General features: G+C 67.9%; 22 protein-coding genes and 1 pseudogene. 12 read left to right on the forward strand and 11 right to left on the reverse strand.

Going from position 1 to position 23,647, the window contains the following annotated elements; all coding sequences use genetic code 11:
- Nucleotides 1-23 precede the first annotated feature (23 nt).
- From acmB to GORHZ_RS28545, 7 genes and pseudogenes are all read left to right on the forward strand, one after another.
- Nucleotides 24-1,229 (forward strand): methyl acetate hydrolase AcmB, encoded by a 1,206-nt coding sequence (gene acmB / locus GORHZ_RS28515; RefSeq protein ID WP_006339416.1) that lies wholly within the window; start codon nt 24-26, stop codon nt 1,227-1,229.
- A gap of 14 nt (nt 1,230-1,243) precedes the next feature.
- Entirely contained in the window at nt 1,244-2,308 is a 1,065-nt protein-coding gene (locus tag GORHZ_RS28520) for an NAD(P)-dependent alcohol dehydrogenase (RefSeq protein WP_006339418.1), read from the forward strand.
- Nucleotides 2,309-2,380: 72 nt separating this feature from the next.
- A complete protein-coding gene (locus GORHZ_RS28525) occupies nt 2,381-3,697 on the forward strand; it encodes a helix-turn-helix transcriptional regulator (protein ID WP_006339424.1) in 1,317 nt (438 codons plus the stop codon).
- A gap of 186 nt (nt 3,698-3,883) precedes the next feature.
- Nucleotides 3,884-4,979 (forward strand): annotated as a pseudogene (locus GORHZ_RS28530) (S-(hydroxymethyl)mycothiol dehydrogenase).
- Nucleotides 4,976-5,608 (forward strand): MBL fold metallo-hydrolase, encoded by a 633-nt coding sequence (locus GORHZ_RS28535; RefSeq protein ID WP_006339428.1) that lies wholly within the window; start codon nt 4,976-4,978, stop codon nt 5,606-5,608. The pseudogene GORHZ_RS28530 and the gene GORHZ_RS28535 overlap by 4 nt, the downstream one beginning before the upstream one ends.
- Before the next feature lie 53 nt (nt 5,609-5,661).
- Nucleotides 5,662-7,425, forward strand: coding sequence for a SulP family inorganic anion transporter (locus GORHZ_RS28540; RefSeq protein ID WP_006339430.1), 1,764 nt, complete (start codon nt 5,662-5,664; stop codon nt 7,423-7,425).
- Nucleotides 7,422-8,942: an ATP-dependent DNA ligase gene (locus tag GORHZ_RS28545; protein ID WP_006339432.1), complete on the forward strand. Its 1,521-nt coding sequence runs from the start codon at nt 7,422-7,424 to the stop codon at nt 8,940-8,942. Before GORHZ_RS28540 ends, GORHZ_RS28545 begins: the two co-directional genes overlap by 4 nt.
- Before the next feature lie 7 nt (nt 8,943-8,949).
- Here GORHZ_RS28545 and GORHZ_RS28550 read toward each other — a convergent pair whose 3' ends face one another.
- From GORHZ_RS28550 to GORHZ_RS28580, 7 genes are all read right to left on the reverse strand, one after another.
- Entirely contained in the window at nt 8,950-9,717 is a 768-nt protein-coding gene (locus GORHZ_RS28550) for an anti-sigma factor (protein WP_006339434.1), read from the reverse strand.
- A complete protein-coding gene (gene sigK, locus GORHZ_RS28555; RefSeq protein WP_006339436.1) occupies nt 9,710-10,372 on the reverse strand; it encodes an ECF RNA polymerase sigma factor SigK in 663 nt (220 codons plus the stop codon). The genes GORHZ_RS28550 and sigK overlap by 8 nt, the downstream gene beginning before the upstream one ends.
- Complete coding sequence (locus tag GORHZ_RS28560; protein WP_006339438.1) at nt 10,369-11,184, reverse strand: DUF1295 domain-containing protein; 816 nt, start codon at nt 11,182-11,184, stop codon at nt 10,369-10,371. Before GORHZ_RS28560 ends, sigK begins: the two co-directional genes overlap by 4 nt.
- Complete coding sequence (locus GORHZ_RS28565) at nt 11,181-12,482, reverse strand: class I SAM-dependent methyltransferase (RefSeq protein WP_006339440.1); 1,302 nt, start codon at nt 12,480-12,482, stop codon at nt 11,181-11,183. Before GORHZ_RS28565 ends, GORHZ_RS28560 begins: the two co-directional genes overlap by 4 nt.
- On the reverse strand, nt 12,479-13,273 hold the full coding sequence (locus GORHZ_RS28570) for a DUF1365 domain-containing protein (RefSeq protein WP_051999121.1): 795 nt from the start codon (nt 13,271-13,273) through the stop codon (nt 12,479-12,481). Before GORHZ_RS28570 ends, GORHZ_RS28565 begins: the two co-directional genes overlap by 4 nt.
- 188 nt (nt 13,274-13,461) lie before the next feature.
- On the reverse strand, nt 13,462-14,802 hold the full coding sequence (locus GORHZ_RS28575) for an NAD(P)/FAD-dependent oxidoreductase (protein ID WP_006339443.1): 1,341 nt from the start codon (nt 14,800-14,802) through the stop codon (nt 13,462-13,464).
- Between the two features lie 52 nt (nt 14,803-14,854).
- The gene (locus tag GORHZ_RS28580; protein WP_040533964.1) at nt 14,855-15,259 is read right to left on the reverse strand and encodes a YccF domain-containing protein; all 405 of its coding nucleotides are present in this window, start codon (nt 15,257-15,259) and stop codon (nt 14,855-14,857) included.
- Between the two features lie 178 nt (nt 15,260-15,437).
- On the opposite strand from GORHZ_RS28580, the gene GORHZ_RS28585 reads away from it, so the two are divergent.
- The gene (locus GORHZ_RS28585; protein ID WP_006339445.1) at nt 15,438-15,683 is read left to right on the forward strand and encodes a hypothetical protein; all 246 of its coding nucleotides are present in this window, start codon (nt 15,438-15,440) and stop codon (nt 15,681-15,683) included.
- Nucleotides 15,684-15,726: 43 nt separating this feature from the next.
- Here GORHZ_RS28585 and GORHZ_RS28590 read toward each other — a convergent pair whose 3' ends face one another.
- Nucleotides 15,727-16,305, reverse strand: coding sequence for a TIGR03086 family metal-binding protein (locus GORHZ_RS28590; protein WP_006339447.1), 579 nt, complete (start codon nt 16,303-16,305; stop codon nt 15,727-15,729).
- 37 nt (nt 16,306-16,342) lie between these two features.
- On the opposite strand from GORHZ_RS28590, the gene GORHZ_RS28595 reads away from it, so the two are divergent.
- On the forward strand, nt 16,343-17,188 hold the full coding sequence (locus GORHZ_RS28595; RefSeq protein WP_006339449.1) for a helix-turn-helix domain-containing protein: 846 nt from the start codon (nt 16,343-16,345) through the stop codon (nt 17,186-17,188).
- Between the two features lie 18 nt (nt 17,189-17,206).
- On the opposite strand, the gene GORHZ_RS28600 is transcribed toward GORHZ_RS28595, so the two are convergent.
- Together GORHZ_RS28600 and GORHZ_RS28605 are read right to left on the reverse strand one after the other, a co-directional pair.
- Nucleotides 17,207-17,773, reverse strand: a complete 567-nt coding sequence (locus GORHZ_RS28600; protein WP_006339452.1) for a LemA family protein — start codon at nt 17,771-17,773, stop codon at nt 17,207-17,209.
- 76 nt (nt 17,774-17,849) lie between these two features.
- A complete protein-coding gene (locus GORHZ_RS28605; protein ID WP_040533942.1) occupies nt 17,850-19,649 on the reverse strand; it encodes a DUF2207 domain-containing protein in 1,800 nt (599 codons plus the stop codon).
- Between the two features lie 178 nt (nt 19,650-19,827).
- Here GORHZ_RS28605 and GORHZ_RS28610 point away from each other — a divergent pair, with 178 nt between their 5' ends.
- Nucleotides 19,828-21,102, forward strand: coding sequence for a GAF domain-containing protein (locus GORHZ_RS28610; protein ID WP_006339456.1), 1,275 nt, complete (start codon nt 19,828-19,830; stop codon nt 21,100-21,102).
- A gap of 6 nt (nt 21,103-21,108) precedes the next feature.
- Here the strand turns inward: GORHZ_RS28610 and GORHZ_RS28615 are convergent, their stop codons facing one another.
- Nucleotides 21,109-21,780: a class I SAM-dependent methyltransferase gene (locus GORHZ_RS28615; protein WP_006339458.1), complete on the reverse strand. Its 672-nt coding sequence runs from the start codon at nt 21,778-21,780 to the stop codon at nt 21,109-21,111.
- A 44-nt stretch (nt 21,781-21,824) separates the two neighbouring features.
- Between GORHZ_RS28615 and dinB the strand changes: the two genes are divergently transcribed.
- Nucleotides 21,825-23,033 carry a DNA polymerase IV gene (gene dinB / locus GORHZ_RS28620; protein ID WP_040533944.1) on the forward strand — a complete coding sequence of 403 codons (1,209 nt, stop codon included), beginning with the start codon at nt 21,825-21,827 and terminating at the stop codon, nt 23,031-23,033.
- 169 nt (nt 23,034-23,202) lie between these two features.
- On the forward strand, nt 23,203-23,647 hold a 445-nt coding region (locus tag GORHZ_RS28625), incomplete at its 3' end, for an SLC13 family permease (protein WP_006339461.1).

Raw genomic sequence — 23,647 nt, forward strand, 5'->3', positions numbered from 1 at the left:
CACTCCAAGAAAGTGGTGTCAGAATGACCAGCACATCTCCCGCCGTGGACAGGGCCGCATTCGGCGCGGCCGCCGACTCGATCCTGACCGCCGCGACCACCGGTGACGCGCGCGTCCCCGGCGTCGTCGCGATGGTCACCGACCGAGAGCAGAACATCTACACCGGTGCCGCGGGACTGCGCCGCATCGACGGGCCGGCGGAGATGACCGTCGACGACGTGTTCGCGATCTTCTCCACCACCAAGGCGATCACCGCGACCGCGGCGCTGCAATTGGTGGAGGAGGGCAAACTCGACCTCGACCGGCCGGCCAGCGACTACGCGCCCGCGATCGGTGAACTCCAGGTGATCGACGGTTTCGACGGCTCGGGGGAACCCATCCTCCGCGCGCCGAAATCGGTGCCGACGACGCGTCAACTCCTCACACACACCGGCGGCTTCGGCTACGACTTCTTCGACGAGGTCTACCTGCGCCTCGCGGAGGAGAAAGGTCAGCCCAGCGTCATAACGGCCACCATGGCCGCGCTGACCACTCCATTGCTGTTCGACCCGGGTGAACGCTGGCAGTACGGCACCAACATCGACTGGGTGGGGCAGGTCGTGGAGGGGTTGCGCGGCAAGCGACTCGGCGATGTGTTCGACGAGCGGATCTTCGGACCGCTCGGTATCGAGAACATGAGTTTCATCCTGCGAGAAGATTTCCGGTCGCGGCTGGCCGAGATCCACGCGCGCAACGCCGATGGGTCACTGACTCCGATGGGGTTGGAACTGCCGTCGCCGCCCGAGGTGGACTTCGGCGGGCACGGGCTCTACGGAACCGTCGGCGACTACATGAAATTCATCCGCATGTGGCTCAACGACGGTGCAGGAGAACATGGTCGGGTGTTGCAACCCGAGACGGTCCAGATGGCCGTGCAGAATCACCTCGGCGATCTGTCGGTCACGATGTTGCCCGGGGTGATCCCGTCGCTGTCGAACGATGCGGAATTCTTTCCCGGGCAATCGAAATCGTGGTCTCTGGCCTTCATGATCAACAACGAGGAGGCGCCGACGGGTCGGCCGGCCGGTGCGCAGGGCTGGGCCGGCCTGGCCAACCTCTTCTACTGGATCGACCGCGCAAACGGGTACGGCGGCTTCTGGGCGACGCAGATCCTGCCGTTCGGTGACGCGACATCCTTCACCAAGTACATGGAGTTCGAGACCGCGTTCTACCAGAATTTGAACAGCTGAAAGGACGGACATCGATGTCCGGAACAATGAACACCTTCACGATGCTCGACATCGGCAAGACATCGATCATCGAAAAGCCCATTCCCACACCGGGTGCCAACGAGGCGCTGGTCAAGACGACTGCGTCGCTGATCTGCACCTCGGATGTGCACACCGTGAAGGGTGCGCTCCCGGTGGAGAACGGGCGGACCCTCGGACACGAATCGGTGGGTGTCATCGCCGCTCTGGGGTCCGCGGTCACCGGATTCACCGAAGGTCAGCGCGTCGCTGTCAACGCGGTGACCCCGTGTTTCGAATGTTCCTACTGCCAGCGTGGATTCACCAGCCAGTGCGGCGGCATGCTCGGTGGCTACAAGTACACCGCTCAGGTCGACGGCAACATGGCCGAGTACTTCTTGGTGCCTGCTGCGCGGGCCAATCTCGCACCCATCCCCGACGACCTGGCCGACGAGGCCGCCGTCTATGCGTGCGACATGCTGAGCACCGGGATCATGGGTGCCGAGCATGCGCAGATCAGCATCGGCGACACGGTGGTGGTCTTCGCCCAGGGTGCGGTGGGACTGTGCGCGACGATCGGTGCGAAACTGCTTGGTGCGGGCCGTATCATCGCCGTCGAGTCGATACCGGAACGGATCGAACTCTCCAAGCGTTACGGCGCCGACGACATCGTCGACTTCACGAAGGGCGACCCGGTGGAGCAGATCATGGATCTCACCGGCGGTATCGGAGCCGACGGGGCCATCGAAGCCCTCGGCTTCCCCCAGACCTTCGAGGCCGCCCTGGCGTGCCTGAAGGCCGGCGGCACCCTGTCGAACATCGGTTATCACGGCGAAAACCCGGCGCCGCTGCAGCTGGACCTGCCGGCGTTCGGGTTGGGTATGGGGGACAAGACGATCCGCACCGGCCTGTGTCCTGGCGGTAGCGACCGCATGCGGCGGCTGTTCACGCTGATGTCCACCGGAAAGGTCGATCCGACCCCGATGACCACGCATCGATTCGCCTTCGCCGACGTCGAGCGGGCGTTCGAGATGATGTCGAACAAGGAGGACCACATCGTCAAGCCGCTGATCACCTACTGAGTGGACCACTGAGCCCGTCGGTGACGCCGGTACCCTCGGATTCTGGGAGAACCTAGGAGCGGAGGACAGCGGGTGTCGGACGCGGTGGTCGAGGCGGGAGCCGACGAGGTCGTCGATCCCGCCATCCGGCAGTGGCAGGAGTTGCGTGCGGTGATCGACGGCCCACTGCCCGAGATCGCCACGCGCTTCTCCCGGTTCCTCACCCGGGTGTGGCCTCACGACGCGCTGATCATCTTCACCCGTGAATGCACCGGCCGGCCGCGCAAGGTCGCCGGTGATTCGGCCATCGTCGAGCGGGTGACCATCGATGAGCTCGAAGTGGTCAAGGGCGATGCGCGCCGGGACGCCATCACCCGGATCGACGCCGTGGTCGGCGGGGCTCGACGTCCGATCCGGGCGGTGCTCGACGACACCGACACGTTGCTCGTCGTGCTGCCGAAGACCGCGGTCCGGCCGGCCCGGACCGCGGGTCTGGCGGTGGGCGTATCCGAGGATCTGATGCGGTCGTGGTTCGCAATCGTCGCGACCTCGATCCGGCAGCAGGTGTCGCAGGCCAGTCCGGACTACCTTGCGGAATCGCGGGCCGCCTCCAGCGAACGCGCCCGGACGATCGCGCAGCTCACCGAAGCCCACGAGGACACCCTGGCATCGATCCTCGGCACCCTCCGTGCCCGCGACCTCGATGATCGGACGGCTCGCAGCGCCGCCGCCGACGCCGCATCGTCGGCGCTCATCGCCTTGCGCGGGGTGGGTGACACCGACCGCAAGTTGGCCACCGAGGCCCTCGCCACGGCCTTCGGGCGGATGCAAGAGGAACTCGAACCCGTCCTCCGGCATCTGGACATCGACGTCGAGTATGTCCCGCCCACCGGCGAGAACCGGTCGTTGCCAGGCGAGATCGCCTACGCCGCACGGGCGATCGTCCGAGCGGCGGCGGTCGCCTTCGGCGCCGAGCGCCGACTCGCCCGACTCCGCATCGCCTGGGATTGCCGGCCCGACGAACTGGTTCTCGACGTCCGTGACCAGGGCGCCGGTGAGGTGGATTCCGACGCCCTTGCGCGACAGCTCGCGGGACGACTCCAGACCCTTGACGGCCGTCTCGAGGTGGAGTCGATCCCGGGCTGGGGGAGCCGTGTCGCCGTCCACCTGCCGTTGGCGATTCCCGGCGCGAGGCCGGGCGAGGATCTGCTGTCCGCGCTCAACCCGCGGGAGGTCGAGGTGCTCGGCCACCTCGCACTCGGCCGTCGCAACAAACAGATCGCCACCGATCTGGGCGTCAGCGAGAGCACCGTCAAGTTCCACGTCGCGGCCATCCTGCAGAAACTGCGGGTGACGAATCGCGGTGAGGCGGGTTTGTTGGCGGCGCGTGCCGGGATCACCGCGAGCTGACCGATTGCGTGCCGTCGGCGAAATCCCACGGTCAGCGCGCCTCGGCCGGCACCGATCGGCAGTTGTACTTTCGGCTAGGTAAAACCATCCCTTCGGACGGATGCACGGGTGGTTTTGTGCCACAACACTGTGTTGGGTACGGGTCACCCACCGGTGACCGGGCGTTACGGAGAGGTTTGAAGCGGAATGTCGCAAACGGTCAAGGGAGTCATCTCCCGCAGCAAGGGCGCTGCCACCGAGGTCGTCGATGTGGTGGTGCCCGACCCCGGGCCCAGGGACGTGATCGTCAAGATCCAGGCCTGCGGCGTGTGCCACACCGACCTGGCCTACAAAGAGGGCGGCATCAACGACGAATACCCGTTCCTGCTGGGCCACGAGGCCGCGGGCATCGTGGAGACCATCGGCTCCGAGGTCACCCATGTCGAGGTCGGGGACTTCGTCGTCCTCAACTGGCGCGCGGTGTGCGGTGAATGTCGCGCCTGCAAGCGGGGCCGTCCCTGGTACTGCTTCAACACCCACAACGCGAGCAAGTCGATGACGTTGACCGACGGCACCGAACTGGACCCCGGCGCTGGGCATCGGCGCGTTCATCGAGAAGACCCTCATCCACGAGGGACAGTGCACCAAGGTCAATCCCGAGACCGATCCCGCCGTCGCCGGACTGCTGGGCTGCGGCGTCATGGCCGGACTCGGTGCCGCGATGAACACCGGCAACGTCGGTCGCGGTGACTCGGTCGCGGTGATCGGCTGCGGCGGTGTCGGCGACGCCGCGATCGCCGGTGCACGCCTGGCCGGCGCCACCACCATCATCGCCATCGACCGCGACGCGGCCAAGCTCGAGTGGGCGAAGGATCTCGGCGCGACGCACACCGTCAACGGCACCGAGGTCGATGATGTCGTGACCGCGGTGCAGGACCTGACCGACGGCAACGGCGTCGACGTCGTGGTCGACGCGGTGGGTCGCCCGGAAACCTACAAGCAGGCGTTCTACCTGCGTGACCTGGCGGGCACCGTGGTGCTGGTGGGTGTGCCGACCCCGGAGATGACACTCGAGATGCCGTTGATCGACTTCTTCGCCCGCGGTGGAGCGCTCAAGTCGTCGTGGTACGGCGACTGCCTGCCCGAGCGTGACTTCCCGATGCTCATCGACCTCTACGAACAGGGTCGTCTGCCGCTGGAGAAGTTCGTCACCGAGCGGGTCGGACTCGAGGACGTCGAGGCGTCCTTCGACGCGATGAAGGCCGGTAACGTGCTGCGCTCGGTGGTGGAGATCAAGTCGTGACCGCGAAGATCCGCATCGACAACGTCGTCACCTCGGGTACGTTCTCGCTCGACGGCGGCACGTGGGATGTCGACAACAACATCTGGCTCGTCGGCAACGACGACGAGGTGGTCATCATCGACGCCGCGCATTCGGCGAAGCCGATCCTCGACGCCGTCGGGGACCGCACGGTGAAGGCGATCGTGCTGACCCACGGGCACAACGACCACATCACCGTCGCCCCCGAACTGTCGAAGGCCACCGGTGCGCCGATCCTGCTGCACCCTGGCGACGACATGCTGTGGAACGAAACGCATCCCGGTGTCGCACATGGGGAGCTGTTCGACGGCGAGTCCATCGATGTCGCGGGTACGTCGCTGAAGGTCATCAACACCCCGGGCCACTCGCCCGGATCGTGTGTGGTCTATGCACCCGAGGCGGGTGTGTTGTTCAGCGGCGACACCCTGTTCCACGGTGGTCCCGGTGCGACAGGTCGCTCGTTCTCGAGCTTCCCGACGATCATCGACTCCATCCGCGACAAGATCCTCACCCTCGACCCGGAGACCAAGGTCTACACCGGGCACGGCGACGGCACCACCGTCGGCGAGGAGGCCCCGCATCTCGAGGAGTGGATCAAGCGCGGGCACTGAAACCGTGCGGCATTGCCGGTGGCCTCACCGGGTGAGCCGGTAACGTTGCCGCAATGAGCGGATCGGCCCCGGTGTCGGTCGAGGCCACCCGGCCGCGGGCACTTCAGCTGGTGGTTCCGCCGTGGCTGCACGGGTACCGCTGGCGGTGGTTGCGGACCGACATCGTCGCGGGCGTGACGCTGGCGGCCGTGGCGATCCCGGAGTGCATGGGCTACAGCTCGATCGCGAAGGTCCCGGTGGTGGCGGGTCTGTACACGATCATCCTGCCGACCATCGCCTTCGCGCTGCTGGGGTCGTCGCGGCTGCTTGTCGTCGGCGCCGATTCCGCGACGGCCGCGCTGCTCGCATCCGGCATCGCCGGACTCGGGATCTCCGGATTGACACCGGGCTCACCGGAATGGTTGGCGTGGGCGGGCATCGTCGCCCTGGTGACCGGCGGGATCCTGGTGGTGGCGCGGCTGCTGCGGCTGGGTTTCCTCGGCGATTTCCTATCGACGGCGGTCCTGGTCGGCTTCCTCACCGGCACCGGGATCAGCGTGCTCACCGGCCAGATCCCGGGAATGCTCGGCGTGCCCGGTAGCGACGGGCACGTCTGGGATCGGTGGTCGGCGTTCCTGTCCGAGCTCGGGTCGATCGATTGGGGCTCTGCGGCTTTTGCTGCCGTCACCCTGGTGGCGTTGATCGGGGCGCGGCGATTCGCGCCCCGATTCCCGGTCGCCATCATGGTGGTCGCCGGGTCGATCATCCTGGTTGCGGCGTTCGGGTGGGCCGACGACCTCGACGTCGTCGGCCCCCTCGACGGCGGGCTGCCACATCTGGGGCTGCCGACCGGACTGTCGTGGGACAACATCGCAAGCGCGGTCACCGTCTCGGTCGGCTGCGCGATCGTGATCCTCGCCCAAAGCGCCGCGACCGCACGGAGTTTCGCGCAGAAACACGGCGATATCGCGGACGTCAACCGGGACATCGTCGGGCTGTCGGCGGCCAACCTGATCGCCGGCCTGAGTTCGACCTTCGTGGTCAACGGCAGTCCCACCAAGACCCAACTGCTCGATGAGGAGCGGGGCCGCACCCAGGTCGCCAACATCACCATGGCCGGCGTGACCCTGTTGGTGGTGATCTTCCTCGCCGGGCTGATCGAGGACCTACCGCATGCGGTCCTGTCGGCCATCGTGTTCCTGGTCGCGGTCAACCTCATCGATCTGCATGCTTACCGCCGCATGTGGCGAATCCGGAAGATCGAGTTCGGCATCGCGGTGTTCAGTGCCGTCGTCGTGGTGCTCTTCGGTGTACAGACCGGCATCCTCACCGCGATGGTGGTCTCGCTGCTCGAGATGATCCGCCGCCAGTATCGGCCCGAACGATTCGTCGTGGGCGTCAGCGAGCACGGCCGCGCCCGGCACTACCAGCCGGCCCGGCCCGGACTGCAGTCGTTGCCCGGGCTCATCCTCTTCCGCTACGACGCGGACCTGTTCTACGCCAACGCCGGACGATTCGCCGACGATGTCATGGACCTCATCCGTGCGGCGCCCGACCCGGTGCGGTGGCTGGTACTCGACTGCACCGCGATCAGCGACGTCGACTACTCCGCATCGTCGGTGCTCGGTGATCTGATCTCCTACGTGCACTCCCATCACGCGCATTTCATCCTCGCCGGCGTCGATCCGGAGCTGCAGAGCACCCTGTTCACCGAGGGACTGCTCGCCGACCTCGATCCCGATCACGTGTTCCCCACCGTCGGCGCCGCGGTCCGTGCCTTCGAGGCGGCATACCCGGACGCGGTGGCCGAGGAGCCCGACACCGGGGAGTCCCGATGAGGCTGGCACGTATTGTCGCGACGTCGGCGGCGGTCGCCGCGACCCGATCCCGCAAACAGAAGACGACCGAACTCGGAGCGCTGCTGAGGGACTGCGCACCCGATGAGATCCCCACCGTGGTGGCGTGGCTGACCGGGGTCACCCGGCAGGGCCGGATCGGCGTGGGGTGGCGTTCGCTCATGGCGCTCGACGCCGCACCCGCCGGGGAACCGACGTTGACCGTGACGGGTGTCGACGATCTGCTCACCCGGCTGGCGGCGGCGACCGGGCCGGGGTCGGTGGCGGAACGCAAACAGCTGCTACTCGAATTGTTCGGCGGGGCAGACGAATCCGAACAACACTTCCTGCGCCGCCTGCTCACCGGCGAACTGCGGCAAGGCGCACTGGCCGGGGTCATGGCCGACGCGATCGCCGATGCGGCGGGGCAGCCGATCGATCTGGTCCGGCGGGCGCACATGCTGACCGGATCGCTCCCGCAGACGGCGGCGCTCGCGGTGTTCGGCGGTGCGGAGGCTCTCGGCGCGGTGGGCCTCGAGGTGGGTCGCGCGGTGGCGCCGATGCTGGCCACCCCGGCCGACTCGCTGGCCGACGCGGTCACCTCGCTCGGACCGGAGCTGGTGATCGACTACAAACTCGACGGCGCACGCATCCAGGTCCACCGACGCCACGACGACGTCGCCGTCTACACCCGCAGCCTGCGCGACATCACCGCCGCGGTACCCGACGTCGTGGCGGTGGTGCGTGAACTCGACTGCGAGACCGTCATACTCGACGGTGAGACGCTGACCCTCGACGCCGACGGTCGGCCACGCCCCTTCCAGGACACGATGAGTCGTTTCGGGTCGGCCGCAGAGCACGGCGACGACCCGGCCGGGTTGCTGCGGCCGTTCTTCTTCGACTGTCTTCATCTCGACGGTGTCGATCTCATCGACCGTCCACTGGCCGAACGGCTCGCCGCACTGGACACCGTGGCCGCGGCGCTGCGGATACCGTCGGTCCGCAGCCCCGATGTCGACGCGGCCCAGCGCTTCTTCGACGATGCGTTGGCCGCCGGGCACGAGGGAGTGATGGCGAAGTCGCTCGACGGGGTGTACGCCGCCGGCCGGCGTGGAAAGGCCTGGCAGAAGATCAAACCCACCCACACCGTCGACCTGGTGGTCCTCGGCGCGGAATGGGGGTCGGGTCGCCGGACCGGGTTGCTGTCCAACCTGCATCTCGGCGCCCGCGACCCCGACGGGGGATCGCCGATCATGGTCGGCAAGACCTTCAAGGGGCTCACCGACGCGTTGCTCGCCTGGCAGACCGATGAGTTCCCGAAACACTCCAGTGGCCGCGACGGGCACACCGTGTACCTGCGGCCGGAGATCGTCGTCGAGATCGAACTCGATGGTGTGCAACGCAGCTCGCGCTACCCCGGTGGTGTCGCACTCCGTTTCGCCCGCGTCGTCCGCTACCGGCCGGACAAGACCGCCGCCGAGGCCGACACCATCGACGCGATCCGCGCGATGTTGCCGTGAAGGATACTCAGCTCAGCGGCAACTCGGCGACGAACGGCCCGGACGGCTGCGTCGAACCGCCCGCCGGTTCGACGGTGAACGCCAACGCGGTGGCATCGCCGAGGTGCGGGATCACCGCTGTCGTCGACGGGGCGACGTCCTTGTCGGTCATCGTGCCCGCCAACGTGTTCCCGGTGGGGCCGACCAGCCACATCTGGTAGACGGTGCCGGCTTGGGGTGGTGGCACGTCGTTCATGACGAGCACCCCCGCATCCTCCGACGGCGAATAGGTGACGGTGGCATGCCCGGTGGCGACATCGCCGGACGTGGTGCGGACGTCGCTCGCGGTGAAGACCTGCTCGGCGGTGGGCGGTTGGGTCTCCGACGGATTCGACGACACGCCGATCACCCAGCCGACTGCGCCGATCGCCACCGCCATCACCGCGGCGGCCGCGGCATACAGGAAGCGTCGTCGTCGGGGGTGCAGGGGTATCACCGTGGCATCGTCGTCCGGCGCGGGTGCCTGATCGGATTGGGGCCCGCCGGTCGAGGTGTCCGAGGATTCGGCACGGGCGGCGGCCAACACCCGCTCACGAAGGGTCGCGGGCGGGGGAACCGCGGTGGCCGCGCTGACCTGCGCCATCGTCTCGCGGGTCGCTCGGACCTGTCGCTCGAACTCGTCGCGGACCTCTGGTGTCGCCGATTCGAGGGCCTCGTCGAGTTCGGCGAGGTCGGGTCCGGTGACCGCGTCGAGGCCCATCGTCGCGGCGAGGTCGAGGAGTTCGTCGTCACGCATCACGATCTCCCAGGCAGTCCCGCAGTCGCTGCAGGCCATCGCGTATGCGGGACTTGATGGTGGGGAGCGCGACGGAGAGTTGCTCGGCCACCTCCCGATAGCTCAGCCCGTGATAGTAGGCGAGGCCCACCGACTGCCGTTGGATGTCGGTGAGGGTGCCGAGACAATTGATCACCTCACGGGAGGTCTCCCGGGACGCGACCTGTTCGGTGACCTCGTCGAAGGTCGACCGTGTGTCGTCGGTACCGTAGGCGAGGTCGCGGCGGGTGGCCGCCGACTCGGACCGCACCCGGTCCACCGCACGACGATGCGCCATGGTGATCAACCAGGACAGCGCCGACCCGGCCTGCGGATCGAAGGACCCCGCCGACCGCCACACCTGCAGGAAGACCTCCTGGGTGGTCTCCTCGCTGTAGCCGGGATCGCGCAGCACACGCAGCACCATGCCGTAGACGCGGGCGCACGTCAGGTCGTAGAAGCGGGCGAAGGCATCGGCGTCACCGGACGCGATGCGATCGAGCAGCGCGGGGAGCGCCGCGAGCGTCGACGCGGACTCGGTGGTCACCACGGGCCCTCGGTAGTCATCGTCGCCCAGCCTATCGGCAGTGGCGTCCGGCCTCAACGAGATCGGCCGGATGACCGAGAGGGAGGTCATGGCGACGGCGATCGTTGCGCCGCGCGCGGCGGCCGGGGCAGGAAGTAGGAGGTGCGGCGTTGATACTCGGGGTAGCCGGGGCGGGTGCTCATCGACTGTTCGAGCAACCGCGCGCCCGTCGCGTAGACGAGGAACCAGGTCATCAGCACGGGGGAGGCCACGGTGAGGACACCGGGCCAGCTACTCGCCGCGATGAGCCACAGGCCCCACCACACACACGAATCGCCGAAATAGTTGGGGTGCCGGGTCCACGACCACAGGCCGCGGTCCATGATCCGACCCCGGTTGGCGGGATCGGCCTTGAAGCGGCGTAGTTGGGCGTCGCCGATGGTCTCGAAGCCGAAACCGAGTACCCACCCGGCGATGCCGGCGACGAGTATCGCGGTCCACACTCCGGTGGTCGGTCCGGTGACCGCGGAGACCTGGATCGGCAGGGATACGAACCACTGTGCGGCGCCCTGGGTGGCGAAGATCTTGCGGGCGACGATGCTCGGGTTGTTGCCGCCGGAGCGGGCGAGGAGATCGGTGTATCGCGGATCCTCACCCTTGCCCGCCGACTTGACGTGCATATGCCAGCTGAGGCGCAGACCCCAGATCCCGACGAGGACGGCCAGCAGCCAACGGCGGGTGGGGTCGCCCGGGCCGAGTGCCAATGCCAGCCACGCGACGCCGACGAAACCCAAACCCCAGGCGACGTCGACCACGTTGTAGCGGCCGATACGGTGACCGATCGCCATCGTCACACCCTGCAGCACCGCCAGGAACACCAGGGAGACCGCGGTGATGACGAGGAAGTCGATGGCGGAGGTCATCGGGCTGCCTCTTTGGTGGGCCGAGTGAACAGCACGCGATGGACGTCGAGGTAACCGGAGCGGAAACCGGCCTCGGAGTAGGCCAGATAGAACTCCCACATCCGCATGAAGGTGGTGTCGAAACCCAGTGCGGCGATCCGGGAGTGGTTGGCGGTGAACCGTTCACGCCACAGCCGCAGGGTTTCGGCGTAGTGGATGCCCATCGCGCGCTGGTTGGTCAGGCGCAGCGTGGTGTGTGCGCGGGTCACCCGGTCGAGGCCCTCGAGCGAGACGAGTTGTCCGCCGGGGAAGATGTACTTGTGCACCCAGGTGTAGGTGTTGCGGGTCGCGCGCATCCGGTCGTGCGGCATGGTGATCGCCTGGATCGCGACCCGACCACCCGGAGCGAGGACACGGTCGATGGTCTGGAAGTAGACGGGCCAGTACTTTTCGCCGACCGCCTCGATCATCTCCACCGAGACGACGGCGTCGTAGGTGCCGTCGACGTCGCGGTAGTCGAGGAGGTCGATCTGCACATGGTCGGTGAGGCCCGCCTGGTCGATCCGCCGCCGCGCCAGGGCCTGTTGCTCGGTCGACAAGGTCACCGAACGCACGGTCGCGCCCCGCTGCGCCGCACGCAGACACAGTTCACCCCAACCGGTTCCGATCTCGAGAAGCCGGGTTCCGGGGCCGACACCGGCGAGGTCGAGGAGGCGGTCGATCTTGCGGTGCTGCGCGTCGGCGAGTTCGGACCAGGGTCGTCGGGTGTAGTGGTCGACGTGGTCGAAGAGCGCGCTCGAGTAGGTCAGCGTGTCGTCGAGGAAGGTGGCGAACAGATCGTTGGACAGGTCGTAATGGCGGGCGATGTTGGACCTCGTGTTGGCCGTCGAGTTGTCCTCCGACGGAGGGTGTTTGGGCAGCACCGCAGAGCGCAGGACCTGGAGTGGGCGGGGGACGAGATGCGCCATCCGTTCGGCGAACGGGGTGAGGACGCCGACCAGGTCGTCGGTGGTCCAGTCCCCGGCCATGAACGCCTCGCCGAAGCCGATCAGGCCGGCGGTGCCGACGCGCCGCGCGAAGTCGTCGGGTCGTCGGATGATCATGCGGGGCAGCACGTACGACGTGTCATCGCCGCTGATCGATCCGTCGGGGTACTCGATGCGCACGTCGAGGTGGCGGGACGCATGCCGGAACAGCCAGGCGGCCGCGGCGGCACGAACCTTCGTGGTCGGGCCATGGGGGATGTGCGCGATGTCGGGCCAGCGGGCGGCTTCGTCGTCGGTGAACTGGCCGGCGCGGTCGCGGAGTGGGGCGTTCATCGTGCTCCTTGTGGGCTCGGGGTCGCGGTGCGCGTGGGTCGTGGTCGAATGGGAAGTCGTCTGAGCCACAGGTGGATACCGTGTCGCCGGATGCGGGCGGCGACGACCAGCGGTGCGAACGGCGCCACGAGTTGAGTGGCGAGGATGCGTCGTGGTGTGGCCGGGCGCGCCTGTCCGGACAGAGTGGCGGTGAACGGCGCTTCGTCGGTGCGGTGCAGCGTCACCGATACGTCGATGCAGCCGTTGTCGCGGGGCGGCGGCACATGCAATCGGTACGTGCCGTCGACCGGGTTGAACGGCGAAACATAGAACGCCTTGGTTACCTGCGCATTCCCGTGTTCGTCGGGGCTGACGACGTAGCAGTGTCGTTCGCCGTAGGTGTTGTGGACCTCGGCGACGACGCAGGCGAGCGTGTCGTCGGGGTCATGGCACCAGAACACACTGAGCGGGTTGAAGACGTAGCCGGCGACTCGCGGCGACAGGAGCGCGACGACCCGGCCGCGGGGTGGTTCGACGCCGACGGATCGCAGGTGTGTGTTCAGCCGATCGCGCAGGGTCTGCGCGGGTGTCGCGGGTTCGGGGAAGTGGTCGTCGGGACGGAACACCGCGAGGGTGCGCATCGTCGGGGGGAGGGTTGGCGGAGCGTCGATGTCGATGAGCCATGACGCGCTGCGGTAGCTGAACCCATGCCGCACCGGCGATCTCCGGAGATGGGTGATCCGCGTCCACACCACGGCGGGCAGTGCTCCGGGCTTGCCGTGCCGTCCCCACCCGCCCCGTCGACCGTGCACGTCGAGACGTCGATCGTGCGCGCCCCACCGTCGATCGTGCGCGTCGGAACGTCGAGCGCGCGCTGGCGCTGAGCGAAACGCACGGTCGACGCCAAACCGCGCACGGTGGACGAGAATCTGTGCACGGTCGACGCCAAACCGCGCACGGTCGACGCCAAACCGCGCACGGTCGACGGGGTGGTGGCGGGTCATGAGGTGACCTGCTCGGCACGGGCGGGACGGTCGGGGAGGGGCCGACCGGTGCCGAGGTGGGCGGCGGTGTCGAGGTGGGCGGCGGCGCGCGCACCGGCCAGCGCGCCGTCCTCGTGGAAACCCCAACCGTGGTAGGCGCCGGCGAAGACGATGGTGTCGGTGTTCGCTTCCGGGAGCAGCGCCTGGGCGGCGACAGACTCGGCGGTGTAGAGCGGATGCTCGTAGATCATCTCGTCGATGACGGTGTCCGCGTCGACGAGGTCGGTGCGCCCCATCGTCACCAGCATTCGTGGCTGCTCGGTGGGCAGTCGCATCAGCCGGGTGAGGTCGTAGGTGACCGCGACCTCGGAGCCGTCGTCGCGGATCTGGTAGTTCCACGACGCCCGGGCTCGGCGGGCGCGGGGAAGGAGAGATGTATCGGTGTGCAGGACAGCATGTTTGGCCTGGTAGGGGATGGTCGACAACGCGCGTGACTGGGCGGGCGTCGGATGGGTGAGCATGGCCAGCGCCTGATGCGGATGGGTGGCCACGACGACGGCGTCGAACCTGGCCGTGCCGACCCCGTCGGCCTGCACCACGGCGCCGCCGCCGTCGACATCCGGCGTGACCGCCCGGATCGGAGCCCGCTTGTGCACCGTCCCACCGGACGCGACCACACCGGCGGCGACCTTGTCCACATAGCGCCGTGATCCGCCGACCACGGTGCGCCAGGTCGGGGATCCGAACACCGACAACATCCCGTGATGATCGAGGAACCTGAACAGATAGCGGGCCGGGTAGTCGCCCGCCGAGTCCGCGTCACACGACCACACCGCGGCGACCAGCGGCAGGAGGAAATTGTCGACGAAGTAGTCCGAGAATCCCTCCCGCACCACGAACTCGGCGAGCGGTTCATCGGAGTCGGAGGTGTCGAGCAAGCGGCGGGCGCAACGGTGAAACCGCACGACCTCGCCGAGCATCAGCAGATACCGGCCGCGGGTCAACGTTCGCGCGGTCGGGAACAGCCCACCAGGACCGAGCGCACCCGCGTATTCCAGGCCGGTGATCTCCGAACGCACCGACATCGACATGTCGGTTTCCTGCGTGCGGACACCCAGGTCGTCGAAGAGACGCAGCAGCGTCGGATAGGTGCGGTCGTTGTGCACGATGAAACCGGTGTCCACCGACAACACCGCACCGTCGGGCATCGTGACGTCGTGAGTATGGGCATGACCGCCGAGCCGGTCGTCGGCCTCGAACAGCGTCACGCGATGATGCTCGGCGAGCAGGTGGGCCGCGGTCAGGCCCGCGACACCACTGCCGACGATCGCGATGGACCGGGACGATGCAAGGTTCATGCCCGGTGTTCGGAGCCGCCCGTCGAGCGGATGGGTGACCGGAGAGTATTCGTCACATGCGGCTGGGCCCGGTCGGCATGTACTCGTCGGTGGAGACGATCTCGGCGCCGAGCGGGAGCAGGGAGACGGGCACCATCTTGAAGCTCGCGATCCCCAGCGGGATGCCGATGATGGTCAGGCACAGCGCGATCCCGGTGACGATGTGCCCGATCGCGAGCCAGACGCCGGCGAAGACCAGCCAGATGATGTTTCCGATCACCGACATCGCCCCCGCCGTCGGCTTGCGGACGACGGTCCGCCCGAACGGCCACAGCGCGTAGTTGGCTATCCGGAACGAGGCGATGCCGAACGGGATCGTGATGATCAGGATGAAGCAGATGATCCCGGCGATGACGTAGCCGAGAGCCATCCACAGCCCGCACAACAGCAGCCAGATCACGTTCAGAACGATCTTCATACCGACATTGTCCGCGGTGGAGGCGACGGGTGCCAGCAGAACCTGCTCCCATCGCGGCTCGATGTCGACAAGCTCGACCCGGCCGCTGCGCTCGCACCTCAGCTCAAGGATCACGGGCGTCATTCGGGCCATCGACGGCGAATCGTCTATTCGAAGGACACCCGGTTACCCTGGCGCCATGGCGGGCCGTGGACGAGAAGCGCTGTGGACGGTCGCAACGACCGTCGTCGTCGCCGTGCGCATTCTGTCGACGATCGCCCTGGTGCTGCTGGTCATCGGATGGGGAGTCGCGGCCGTCCGGGACTCGATTTTCAACGTTTTCCTGTGGCCGGCCGTGATCTGCGGAGCCGTCCTGCTCGCGTCGACCTACCTCTACAGCTTCCTGCGGGCGCGTTATCCCCGGCGCAACGGGTGGATTCCTTAGGTGGTCCTGTTCAGGACCACCTAGCGCCGGGAACGCGACACGGTCAGGACGTCCGGCCCAGTCGGGCCAGGAGCCGGGTCTGACGATCGGAGCCGGCGGGGGCCTCGACCCCGGACTTGCAGACGCCGTCGGAGTAGAGCGCCGCCCCGAATCCGTCGGCGGCCGTTTCCATGAACTCGAGTTCGTCGTCGGTGAATCGGAGGTCGACACCCACCGCCGTGGCGACATCCCAGCGGTGCGCAACCAGGTCGAAGCCGTAGAAGCTCAGAATCGTGTCGCCGACCGTCGTCGGACCGAAATGTCCGTCGAAGGCCTTGCTACCGACGGCCGGGTCGTCGAGGCGTTCCTCGACGACGGATGCGTGGGCGTGCCAGGCCGCCGCCGGGTCGTCGAGGTCGGGCATGCCGCCCAGGTCGATGTCGTGTCGGGCGAAGAAGTCACGCTGGGATTCGATGACGTGGCCGACCACGTCACGGGCCGTCCAGCCGTCGCAGGGTGAGGGTGCGCCCCATGCCGAGGGCGGGGCGGTGTCGAGGACGGAGGCAAATCGGTCGGCCAGAACCCGAAAGCGGCCGGCGACGTCGGAATTGTTGATGTACGAGGTGTCAGTGGAAGTGGTCATGATGGAACCGTACTGAGCACGACCCGAGCGAGGATTGATGAAACCCGACAGATCCAGCGAGGCAGCAGGGACGCGGTTCGACGATGTTGAGCGCGCACATCTGGTCGACCCCGCCGACACCCCGGTCAGCATCGGCCGCTGGGCGCCGTCACCGGATCTCGCCGACCTCATCCGCCGGTTCTGGGTACCGGTCTGGTCGGTTCCCGACGATCGCGCGACGCCGCAACGGGTGCTGCAGTATCCCGTGTGCCTGCTGATCGTCACCGCCGACTATGCGCGGTTCTACGGCGTCAACACCGGACTGTCTGAGGTCACCCTCGCCGGCGAAGGGTGGGGAGTCGGCACGATGTTCGCCCCCGCCGCGGGCGCCCTGGTCACCGGCGGCCCGGTCGCGGACTGGACCGACCGGTTCGCAGACCTGTCCGACGCCATCGGCGACACCGGCCAGAGCCTGACGACCCGCATTCGGGAGACGATGGCTCCCGATCCGCGCGACGTCGCCAGACAACACGAGGCCACCACCATCGTCGAGACGTGGATGCGTGGGTTCGGACCCGTCGACGAGGACGGCCACCTCGTCAATGCGATCGTCGAGTTCGTCGAGAACGATTCGTCGGTCACCTCCGTGACCCAGATCTGCGAGCGTTTCCACCTCACCGAACGCAGCCTGCAGCGCCTGACCCGCCGACGGCTGGGTCTGACGCCGAAATGGCTGATCCAGCGCCGCCGCCTGCACGAGGCCGCCGAGCGACTCCGCGAATCCGGCGTCACCCTCGCGACGATCGCGGCCGAACTCGGCTACGCCGACGAGCCGCACCTGGTGCGTGACTTCCGCACCGTCACCGGGATGACGCCAGGCCGGTTCTCGGCGCGATTCGAATGAAACCGCAGATCGGAAAGGTCAGAACTGTACCTGCGGCGGCTCCGCGTGCCCTTCGGGCGCACGGTAGAACTCACGCGCCTTCACCCCGGCCCAACCGGTGAAGAACATCCACGGGATCGTGTGCACGAGATTGTTCAGCCGGGCGACCGCGTCGTTGTAGAACTGCCGGGCGAACGAGAGCTTGTTCTCGGTGTCGGACAATTCGCTCTGCAGCTGGGTGAAGTTCGCCGACGCCTTGAGGTCCGGGTAGTTCTCGGCCACCGCGAACAGCCGGCCCAGCGCACCGTCGAGGCGGGCCTCGGCGGCCGATTTCTGCTCCACCGAGCCGCCCTGCGCGGCCTGCCGCAGTCCGGCGCGGGCCGCGGTGACCTCCTCGAACACCTCGCGCTCGTGGGTGGCGTAGCCCTTGACAGTGTTGACCAGGTTCGGGATCAGGTCGGCGCGGCGGGTCAACTGCACATCGATGCCGCCGAGCGCCTCCTGGGCGGCGATGTCGGCACGCCGCAGCTTGTTGAAGCCGACGATGCCGAATCCGATCAGCGCGACGACGAGCACCACGACGATGATGAGGATGATCAGGGCCATGGGGTGGGTGCCTTTCTCCGGAGGTTGACCATGGGGCTGTCAGAGTTGGGGGCCGGGTCAGGATCTGCCCGGTCGGTCACCAGGATCCGCCACCGCCGCCACCGCCGCCACTGAATCCGCCGCCGCCCCCGCCACTCGACGATGACGACCGCTGACTGGCGGCGTAGGCGGACAACGACGACGACAGGCTGGCCTCGAAGCTGTCGATGCCGCCGGCGCCGAACAACCCCGGTGACCCGGAACCATAGCCACCGACGAACCAGATCGGCGTGGGCGGTTCGGTACCCATTGCGGTGCGGTACTTCTCGGCCCACTTGTCGGCGCAGCCGAACGCGACGGCGTAGGGAATGTAGCTGGTGTAGAGGTTCTCGCGGGCGCTGAAGTCCAGACGCTCCTGATTCGACGTGGTCGACAGCAGACGTTCGAAACCGCCCGCCCGCGACCAGACGTCGCGGCCGAGAAGGGTCCGCCGGGTGCCGACGCCGGTGGTGAACAGCCCGGCCCCGCCGATGACGAAAGCCGCGATCGGCAGCACGCACAGCGAGAACGGCAGCCATTGGAACGCGAACAGCACGGCCGCGGCGATGAAGGCCAACCCCACCGCGAGGCGGCCGAGCTGCTCGAGGCCGCTGGGTGTGACGGCGCCCGACGACCGCGCCCACGCCTTGGTCGCGGCGGCGATTCCCTCCTGCGCGGACTTGAGTTTCTTGCCTGCGCTGACCGAACCGTCGGCCTCGAACGACCGATCGGTGCCGCGGATCCCGAGTTCCATGGCGACGGCATCGGCCACCGGATCCATGCGTCCCCACTCGTCGGTGGAGATCTTGGAGGTGATGGTCCAGTCGTCGCCGTGTCGTCGCAGGCCGACGATTCCGCGGTCGGCCATGTGCAGCAGGGTGGCGGCCAGCGCCTTCGACGGCATCGCCTCCCGGGTCACGTAATAGGTCCGCACCGGCCCGAGCCGCGTCGACGGGTCGGCCGGGTCGGCGGGCGGCTCGTACATCACCGGCAGCAGCGGGATCGACTCGCGGGAACGCAACGCCCACAGCAGTCCGAGGGTGAAGGTGACCGCCGACAGGATGATCAGCACGATCGCGATGGGCACCGACCGGCCGAGCACGGGGTCCAGCGCCGGCGGCCACGGCAGCCGGACGCGGTCGGGTGCGGCGAGAGGCAGGTCGGCGCGGATCGCCACCCCGGTCGACGGGGCGAGCTCGCCGGTGGTGATGGTGCGCGAGTTCTGGCCGTTCGCGGTGATCTGGCAGGCGGTGTCGTCGCTGGTCGAGCACGACGTCGATATCGGGTCGTCGGGCAGGTTGACCGTCGTCGAACTCTTCAGGATCGTCATCTGCCACCCGTCGGCGACGACGCGCCAACTGAATCGCGACGCCGCGCCTCCACTCCAGCTCGACGACGAGTTCTGGCCGTCGGGTGTGCCCGAGGCCGGGGCGAGCACCCCGTCGATGACGTAACTGATGGTGTAGACGTGCAGCCCCGGCGTCAGATAGCTGTCGGGATCGCCGATCTTTGCGACCCGGAAACGTTTGCCTTTCTGCCAGCTCATCTCGACGGGCACGCGACCGTTGTCGAGGGCGACGTGGATGTCCTGGGGCAGGTAGCGGATCGAGGAGTCGGTGGCATCGGTGACATCCCAGAACCGGAAGATCCCGTGACGGCCGTATGGGAAATCGGCGGTGATGGTTTCGGTGGCCGCCATACGCCCGTCGGCGGAGACGTCGTAGGTCGCCCGGTAGTCGGTGATCGTCACCGGGTCGGTGCCGACGGTCTCGGTCGAGCCGGGGAACAGCGACATCGGAAGGACGAGACCGATGACGGTCAGCACGAGAGCTGCGATCGACAACAGAACGCGCTTCACGAGCGAAGCGTAAACGATCTGTGGTGCTCATGCGGGGTTCTGCCGAGCACCTCGACCCGGTCTCGGCCGATCCGTCAGGGCAGGGCGCGCTAACCTGACATGAACACGTGGTGTTGCTCGGGTCACAACCGACCCGATCCCAACCCGGGCAGGATGCCGCAAGATCGATGGAGGGCGCATGACCGATTCAGCCTCGGCGTCCTCGCGCGTCCGCCAGGCCTGGGAAGACTTCATGTCGGGCATCACCCCGCCCGACGATTCGGTGCGGTCGGTGGTCCGTGAGTCCTGGGCCCGGTCGGTCAGCAAGGGAGTCAATCCGGGGGACGCGGTTCCCGACAACGGCGGCGCGGAGATGACCGCCGCCCAGTTCGCCGAGTACCGCGACACGCATCCGATCACCGCCGTGCGGCCGCTCGTGCAGTCGTTGATGCTCGACGACATCGCCGACTCGGGTGTGGTCGTCGCGCTGACCGACCAGGCGGGCCGGTTGCTGTGGGTCGAGGGTGCCACCGATGCGCGGGACAAGGCGGCCGACATCAACTTCGTCGAGGGTTCGCTGTGGAGCGAGGACGTGGTGGGCACCAACGCACCCGGGCTCGCGCTGGCCGTCGACAAGAGTGTGCAGGTGGTGGGGCCCGAACACTTCGCCGGCCCGGTGCAGGAGTGGAGCTGCGCGGCCGCCCCGGTGCACGACCCGGCCACCGGACACGTCATCGGCGTCATCGACGTGACAGGTGGTCGCGAGGTGGCCGCCCCCTTCGCACTGGCCGCGGTCCGGTCCGTCGTCGCGGCCGTGGAACGCGAACTGCAGTCCAGGGCCGTCGACCTCGGCGACCCCGCCACCTTCGCCGTGGCCGAGGGGGCGACGCTCACCGTCCTGGGTGGCGCCTACCGGTGGCGTCGGGAGGGTGATGCCACCGGCGAGCGGACCCTGTCGCGCCGGCACGCCGAGATCCTGATCCTGCTGCAGGCCTATCCCGAAGGCCTCAACACCGAACAACTCGCCCTGCTGCTCGCCGAGGACGGCCTCGACCCGGTCACCGTTCGTGCCGAGATTTCTCGCCTGAGGAGAGATCTGGGCAACGATGTGGTCGAATCCCGGCCTTACCGGCTGACCGTCGACCTGCGGTCGGACGTCTCCGACATTCGGCGTCGGGTGGCCGAGCACGGCGACCTGTCCGCGGCCATCGACGAGCTCGGACGCGGCGGGTTGCTGGCCGAGTCGTCGGCGCCGGGCATCGCCGACCTGTTCGAGGAGATCCGTGAGGACGTGCGGTCGCGGGTCATCGCCGAGGGTGAGGTCGGGGCGTTGCGCAAGTGGACGTCTTCGGTACTCGGTCGCGATGACCTGGTCGCGTGGCGTCGCCTCGAGCACCGGCTGCCGCCGGGTCATCCGGACCGCGCGGTGGTCGGCGGACGAATCCGGTTGTTGGACAAGCGTTACGGAGTTTAGCCCGGGTCAGGCAGGATTGCGTCGGGCGTGCAGCACCACGTCGTGGGTGTGCACGCCGCCGCCCGCGGCGACCCCGCGTTCCCGTGTCTCGTGGGTGAGCACCGTCCAGTTGTCGTCGAGTAGGGCCGCGACGTCGTCGGGTTGGAAGTAGTCGTCGGGGTTGCGGCCGTGGGCGCGCACGCCCTCGGCCTCGTGGGCCACCATCAGCAGGTGCCCGCCGGGGCCGACGGCGTCGAGGATCCGGCGCACCGTCGCGTCGTCGGACTTGGCGACGGGGAAGTACTGCAGCGAGACGAGGCCGAAATCGTGGCCGGGGATCTCGTCGACGGTGACGTCGGTTCGTAGCCAGGTGATCGCGTCGCGGGGGTCGATCTCCCGGGCCCGGTCGACGGCGACCTGGGAGATGTCGACGGCAACCACTCGCCACCCGCGGTCGGCGAGCCACCGGGCGTCGGCGCCCTCACCGGAACCGACGTCGAGTGCGGTGCCCGGCTGCAGGCCGGACGCCTCGGCCACCAGCGCCGGGTTGACGTCGGCGGTCCACAGCCGGTCCGCGCTGCTGTACCGCTCATCCCACTCGGCGGCGCCGTGATCATTCGGCCCGCTCGCTCCGCTCCCGGCGCCGTCGATATCCCCGTGGGTGTGACCGTGTGCATGACCATGCATGTGCTCGTTCATGACTCGACCGTATCCTGTCGGATCCTCATGCGAACATATGTTCTATGCGGATCGAGCGGAAGGAACGGTTGGAGGCGACGATCATGCACGCCGACCTCGACTCCTTCTATGCCTCGGTGGAGCAGCGCGACAATCCCGCGCTGCGGGGGCGGCCGGTCATCGTCGGCGGTGGGGTGGTGCTCGCCGCCAGCTACGAGGCCAAGGCCTTCGGCGTGCGGACCCCGATGCCGGGGCGTGAGGCGCTGGCGTTGTGTCCGCGGGCGGTCGTGGTCAAGCCACGGTTCGATGCCTACATGGACGCCAGCCAGGCGGTATTCGAGATCTTCGGTGACACCACACCCGTCGTCGAGGGCATCTCGGTCGACGAGGCGTTCATGGATGTCGGCGGGCTGCGACGGATCAGTGGGACACCCGTCGAGATCGCCGCCCGGCTCCGCGAGCGGGTCGCCACCGAGGTGGGGCTGCCGATCACCGTCGGCATCGCCCGCACCAAGTTCCTCGCCAAGGTCGCCAGCGCGGTCGCCAAGCCGGACGGGCTCATCGAGGTCGCGCCGGGCACCGAACTCGAGTTCCTCCATCCGCTCCCGGTGCGCCGGCTGTGGGGTGTCGGGGCGGTCACCGAGGCGAAACTCGCCGACGCCGGGATCGCCACCATCGGTGACCTCGCCGGATTCGGCGAGCGCGGTCTGAGTTCGCTGCTCGGTCCGGGCTCCGGCCGTCACCTGTATGCGCTGGCGATGGCCCGCGACCCGCGCCGCGTCGAGACCGGCCGACGACGACGGTCGATCGGATCGCAGCGGGCGATGGGTCGCCGCCCGAAATCCGAGGCCGACATCGAGGCGACGCTCCTAGCGATTGTCGAACGGCTCGGCAAGCGGCTGCGTGGAGCCGACCGCGTCTGCCGCACGGTCGTGCTGCGTCTGCGGTTCGACGACTTCGGCCGGGCGACCCGGTCGCGCTCGTTCCTCGAGTCCACCGACCGCACCGACATCATCATGGCCGTTGCGCGCGGGCTGCTCGACGACGCGATGCCGATCATCCGCGACCGCGGCTGCACTCTGATCGGACTGTCGCTGACCAACCTCGACGACCACAACTGCGTCCAGCTCACGCTGCCGTTCGAGGCCGACCACGGCGCCGACCTCGACATCGCGATGGACCGACTTCGGAACCGGTTCGGCCGCGACGCGGTCACCCGCGCGGTCCTCGTCGGGCGTCATCACGGCGACGACGCGCCGATGCTCCCGGACTGAACGGGCAGGCCCGGCGGGGTTCTGCGCGTGAGCGAAATGCGCAAAAGACGACTAATGCGCACAAGCGTGACTGTGATGTGGCTTACCCGAAGACTTCCTCTGTAACGGCCGCAACGTCCGACATGGCACGAGCCCCGGCCGTTCCCCACACGCAGAAAAGAGCACGGCAATGTTGGTAGCACTCGGCCTCGGTATGGTGGCCACCTTCATGTTCCTGATCATCACCAAACGGGCGACCCCGGTGGTCGCGCTGATCCTGGTGCCGGTCGCGTTCGGCTTGTTCGCCGGTGCGGGTCTCGACATCAGCGACATGATCAAAGACGGCATCAAAGACCTCGCGCCCACCGCGGCGATGCTGTTCTTCGCGATCATCTTCTTCGGCATCATGATCGACGTGGGTCTCTTCGACCCGATCGTGCGGTTCGTGGTCCGCATGGTCCGCAACGACCCGGCGCGTCTGGTGGTCGGCACCGCGGTGCTGGCCGGCGTCGTCTCCCTCGACGGCGACGGCTCGACGACCTTCATCATCACCACCGCCGCACTGCTTCCGCTGTATCTGAAGCTCGGTGTGAGCCCGGTGGTGCTGACCGTCGTCGCCGGGTTGGCCAACGGCA

The sequence above is a fragment of the Gordonia rhizosphera NBRC 16068 genome (genome assembly GCF_000298195.1).
Lineage (GTDB): Bacteria > Actinomycetota > Actinomycetes > Mycobacteriales > Mycobacteriaceae > Gordonia > Gordonia rhizosphera.

Excerpts from the sequence above, each read along its gene's own strand:
- acmB (WP_006339416.1), top strand. The coding sequence starts at position 24 with ATGACCAGCACATCTCCCGCCGTGGACAGGGCCGCATTCGGCGCGGCC.
- dinB (WP_040533944.1), top strand. The coding sequence starts at position 21,825 with ATGCGGATCGAGCGGAAGGAACGGTTGGAGGCGACGATCATGCACGCC.
- GORHZ_RS28560 (WP_006339438.1), bottom strand. The coding sequence starts at position 11,184 with ATGACCTCCGCCATCGACTTCCTCGTCATCACCGCGGTCTCCCTGGTG.
- GORHZ_RS28565 (WP_006339440.1), bottom strand. The coding sequence starts at position 12,482 with ATGAACGCCCCACTCCGCGACCGCGCCGGCCAGTTCACCGACGACGAA.
- GORHZ_RS28610 (WP_006339456.1), top strand. The coding sequence starts at position 19,828 with ATGACCGATTCAGCCTCGGCGTCCTCGCGCGTCCGCCAGGCCTGGGAA.
- GORHZ_RS28590 (WP_006339447.1), bottom strand. The coding sequence starts at position 16,305 with ATGACCACTTCCACTGACACCTCGTACATCAACAATTCCGACGTCGCC.
- GORHZ_RS28545 (WP_006339432.1), top strand. The coding sequence starts at position 7,422 with ATGAGGCTGGCACGTATTGTCGCGACGTCGGCGGCGGTCGCCGCGACC.
- GORHZ_RS28615 (WP_006339458.1), bottom strand. The coding sequence starts at position 21,780 with ATGAACGAGCACATGCATGGTCATGCACACGGTCACACCCACGGGGAT.
- GORHZ_RS28520 (WP_006339418.1), top strand. The coding sequence starts at position 1,244 with ATGTCCGGAACAATGAACACCTTCACGATGCTCGACATCGGCAAGACA.
- GORHZ_RS28595 (WP_006339449.1), top strand. The coding sequence starts at position 16,343 with ATGAAACCCGACAGATCCAGCGAGGCAGCAGGGACGCGGTTCGACGAT.
- sigK (WP_006339436.1), bottom strand. The coding sequence starts at position 10,372 with ATGACCTCCCTCTCGGTCATCCGGCCGATCTCGTTGAGGCCGGACGCC.
- GORHZ_RS28540 (WP_006339430.1), top strand. The coding sequence starts at position 5,662 with ATGAGCGGATCGGCCCCGGTGTCGGTCGAGGCCACCCGGCCGCGGGCA.
- GORHZ_RS28585 (WP_006339445.1), top strand. The coding sequence starts at position 15,438 with ATGGCGGGCCGTGGACGAGAAGCGCTGTGGACGGTCGCAACGACCGTC.
- GORHZ_RS28600 (WP_006339452.1), bottom strand. The coding sequence starts at position 17,773 with ATGGCCCTGATCATCCTCATCATCGTCGTGGTGCTCGTCGTCGCGCTG.
- GORHZ_RS28575 (WP_006339443.1), bottom strand. The coding sequence starts at position 14,802 with ATGAACCTTGCATCGTCCCGGTCCATCGCGATCGTCGGCAGTGGTGTC.
- GORHZ_RS28550 (WP_006339434.1), bottom strand. The coding sequence starts at position 9,717 with ATGCGTGACGACGAACTCCTCGACCTCGCCGCGACGATGGGCCTCGAC.
- GORHZ_RS28580 (WP_040533964.1), bottom strand. The coding sequence starts at position 15,259 with ATGAAGATCGTTCTGAACGTGATCTGGCTGCTGTTGTGCGGGCTGTGG.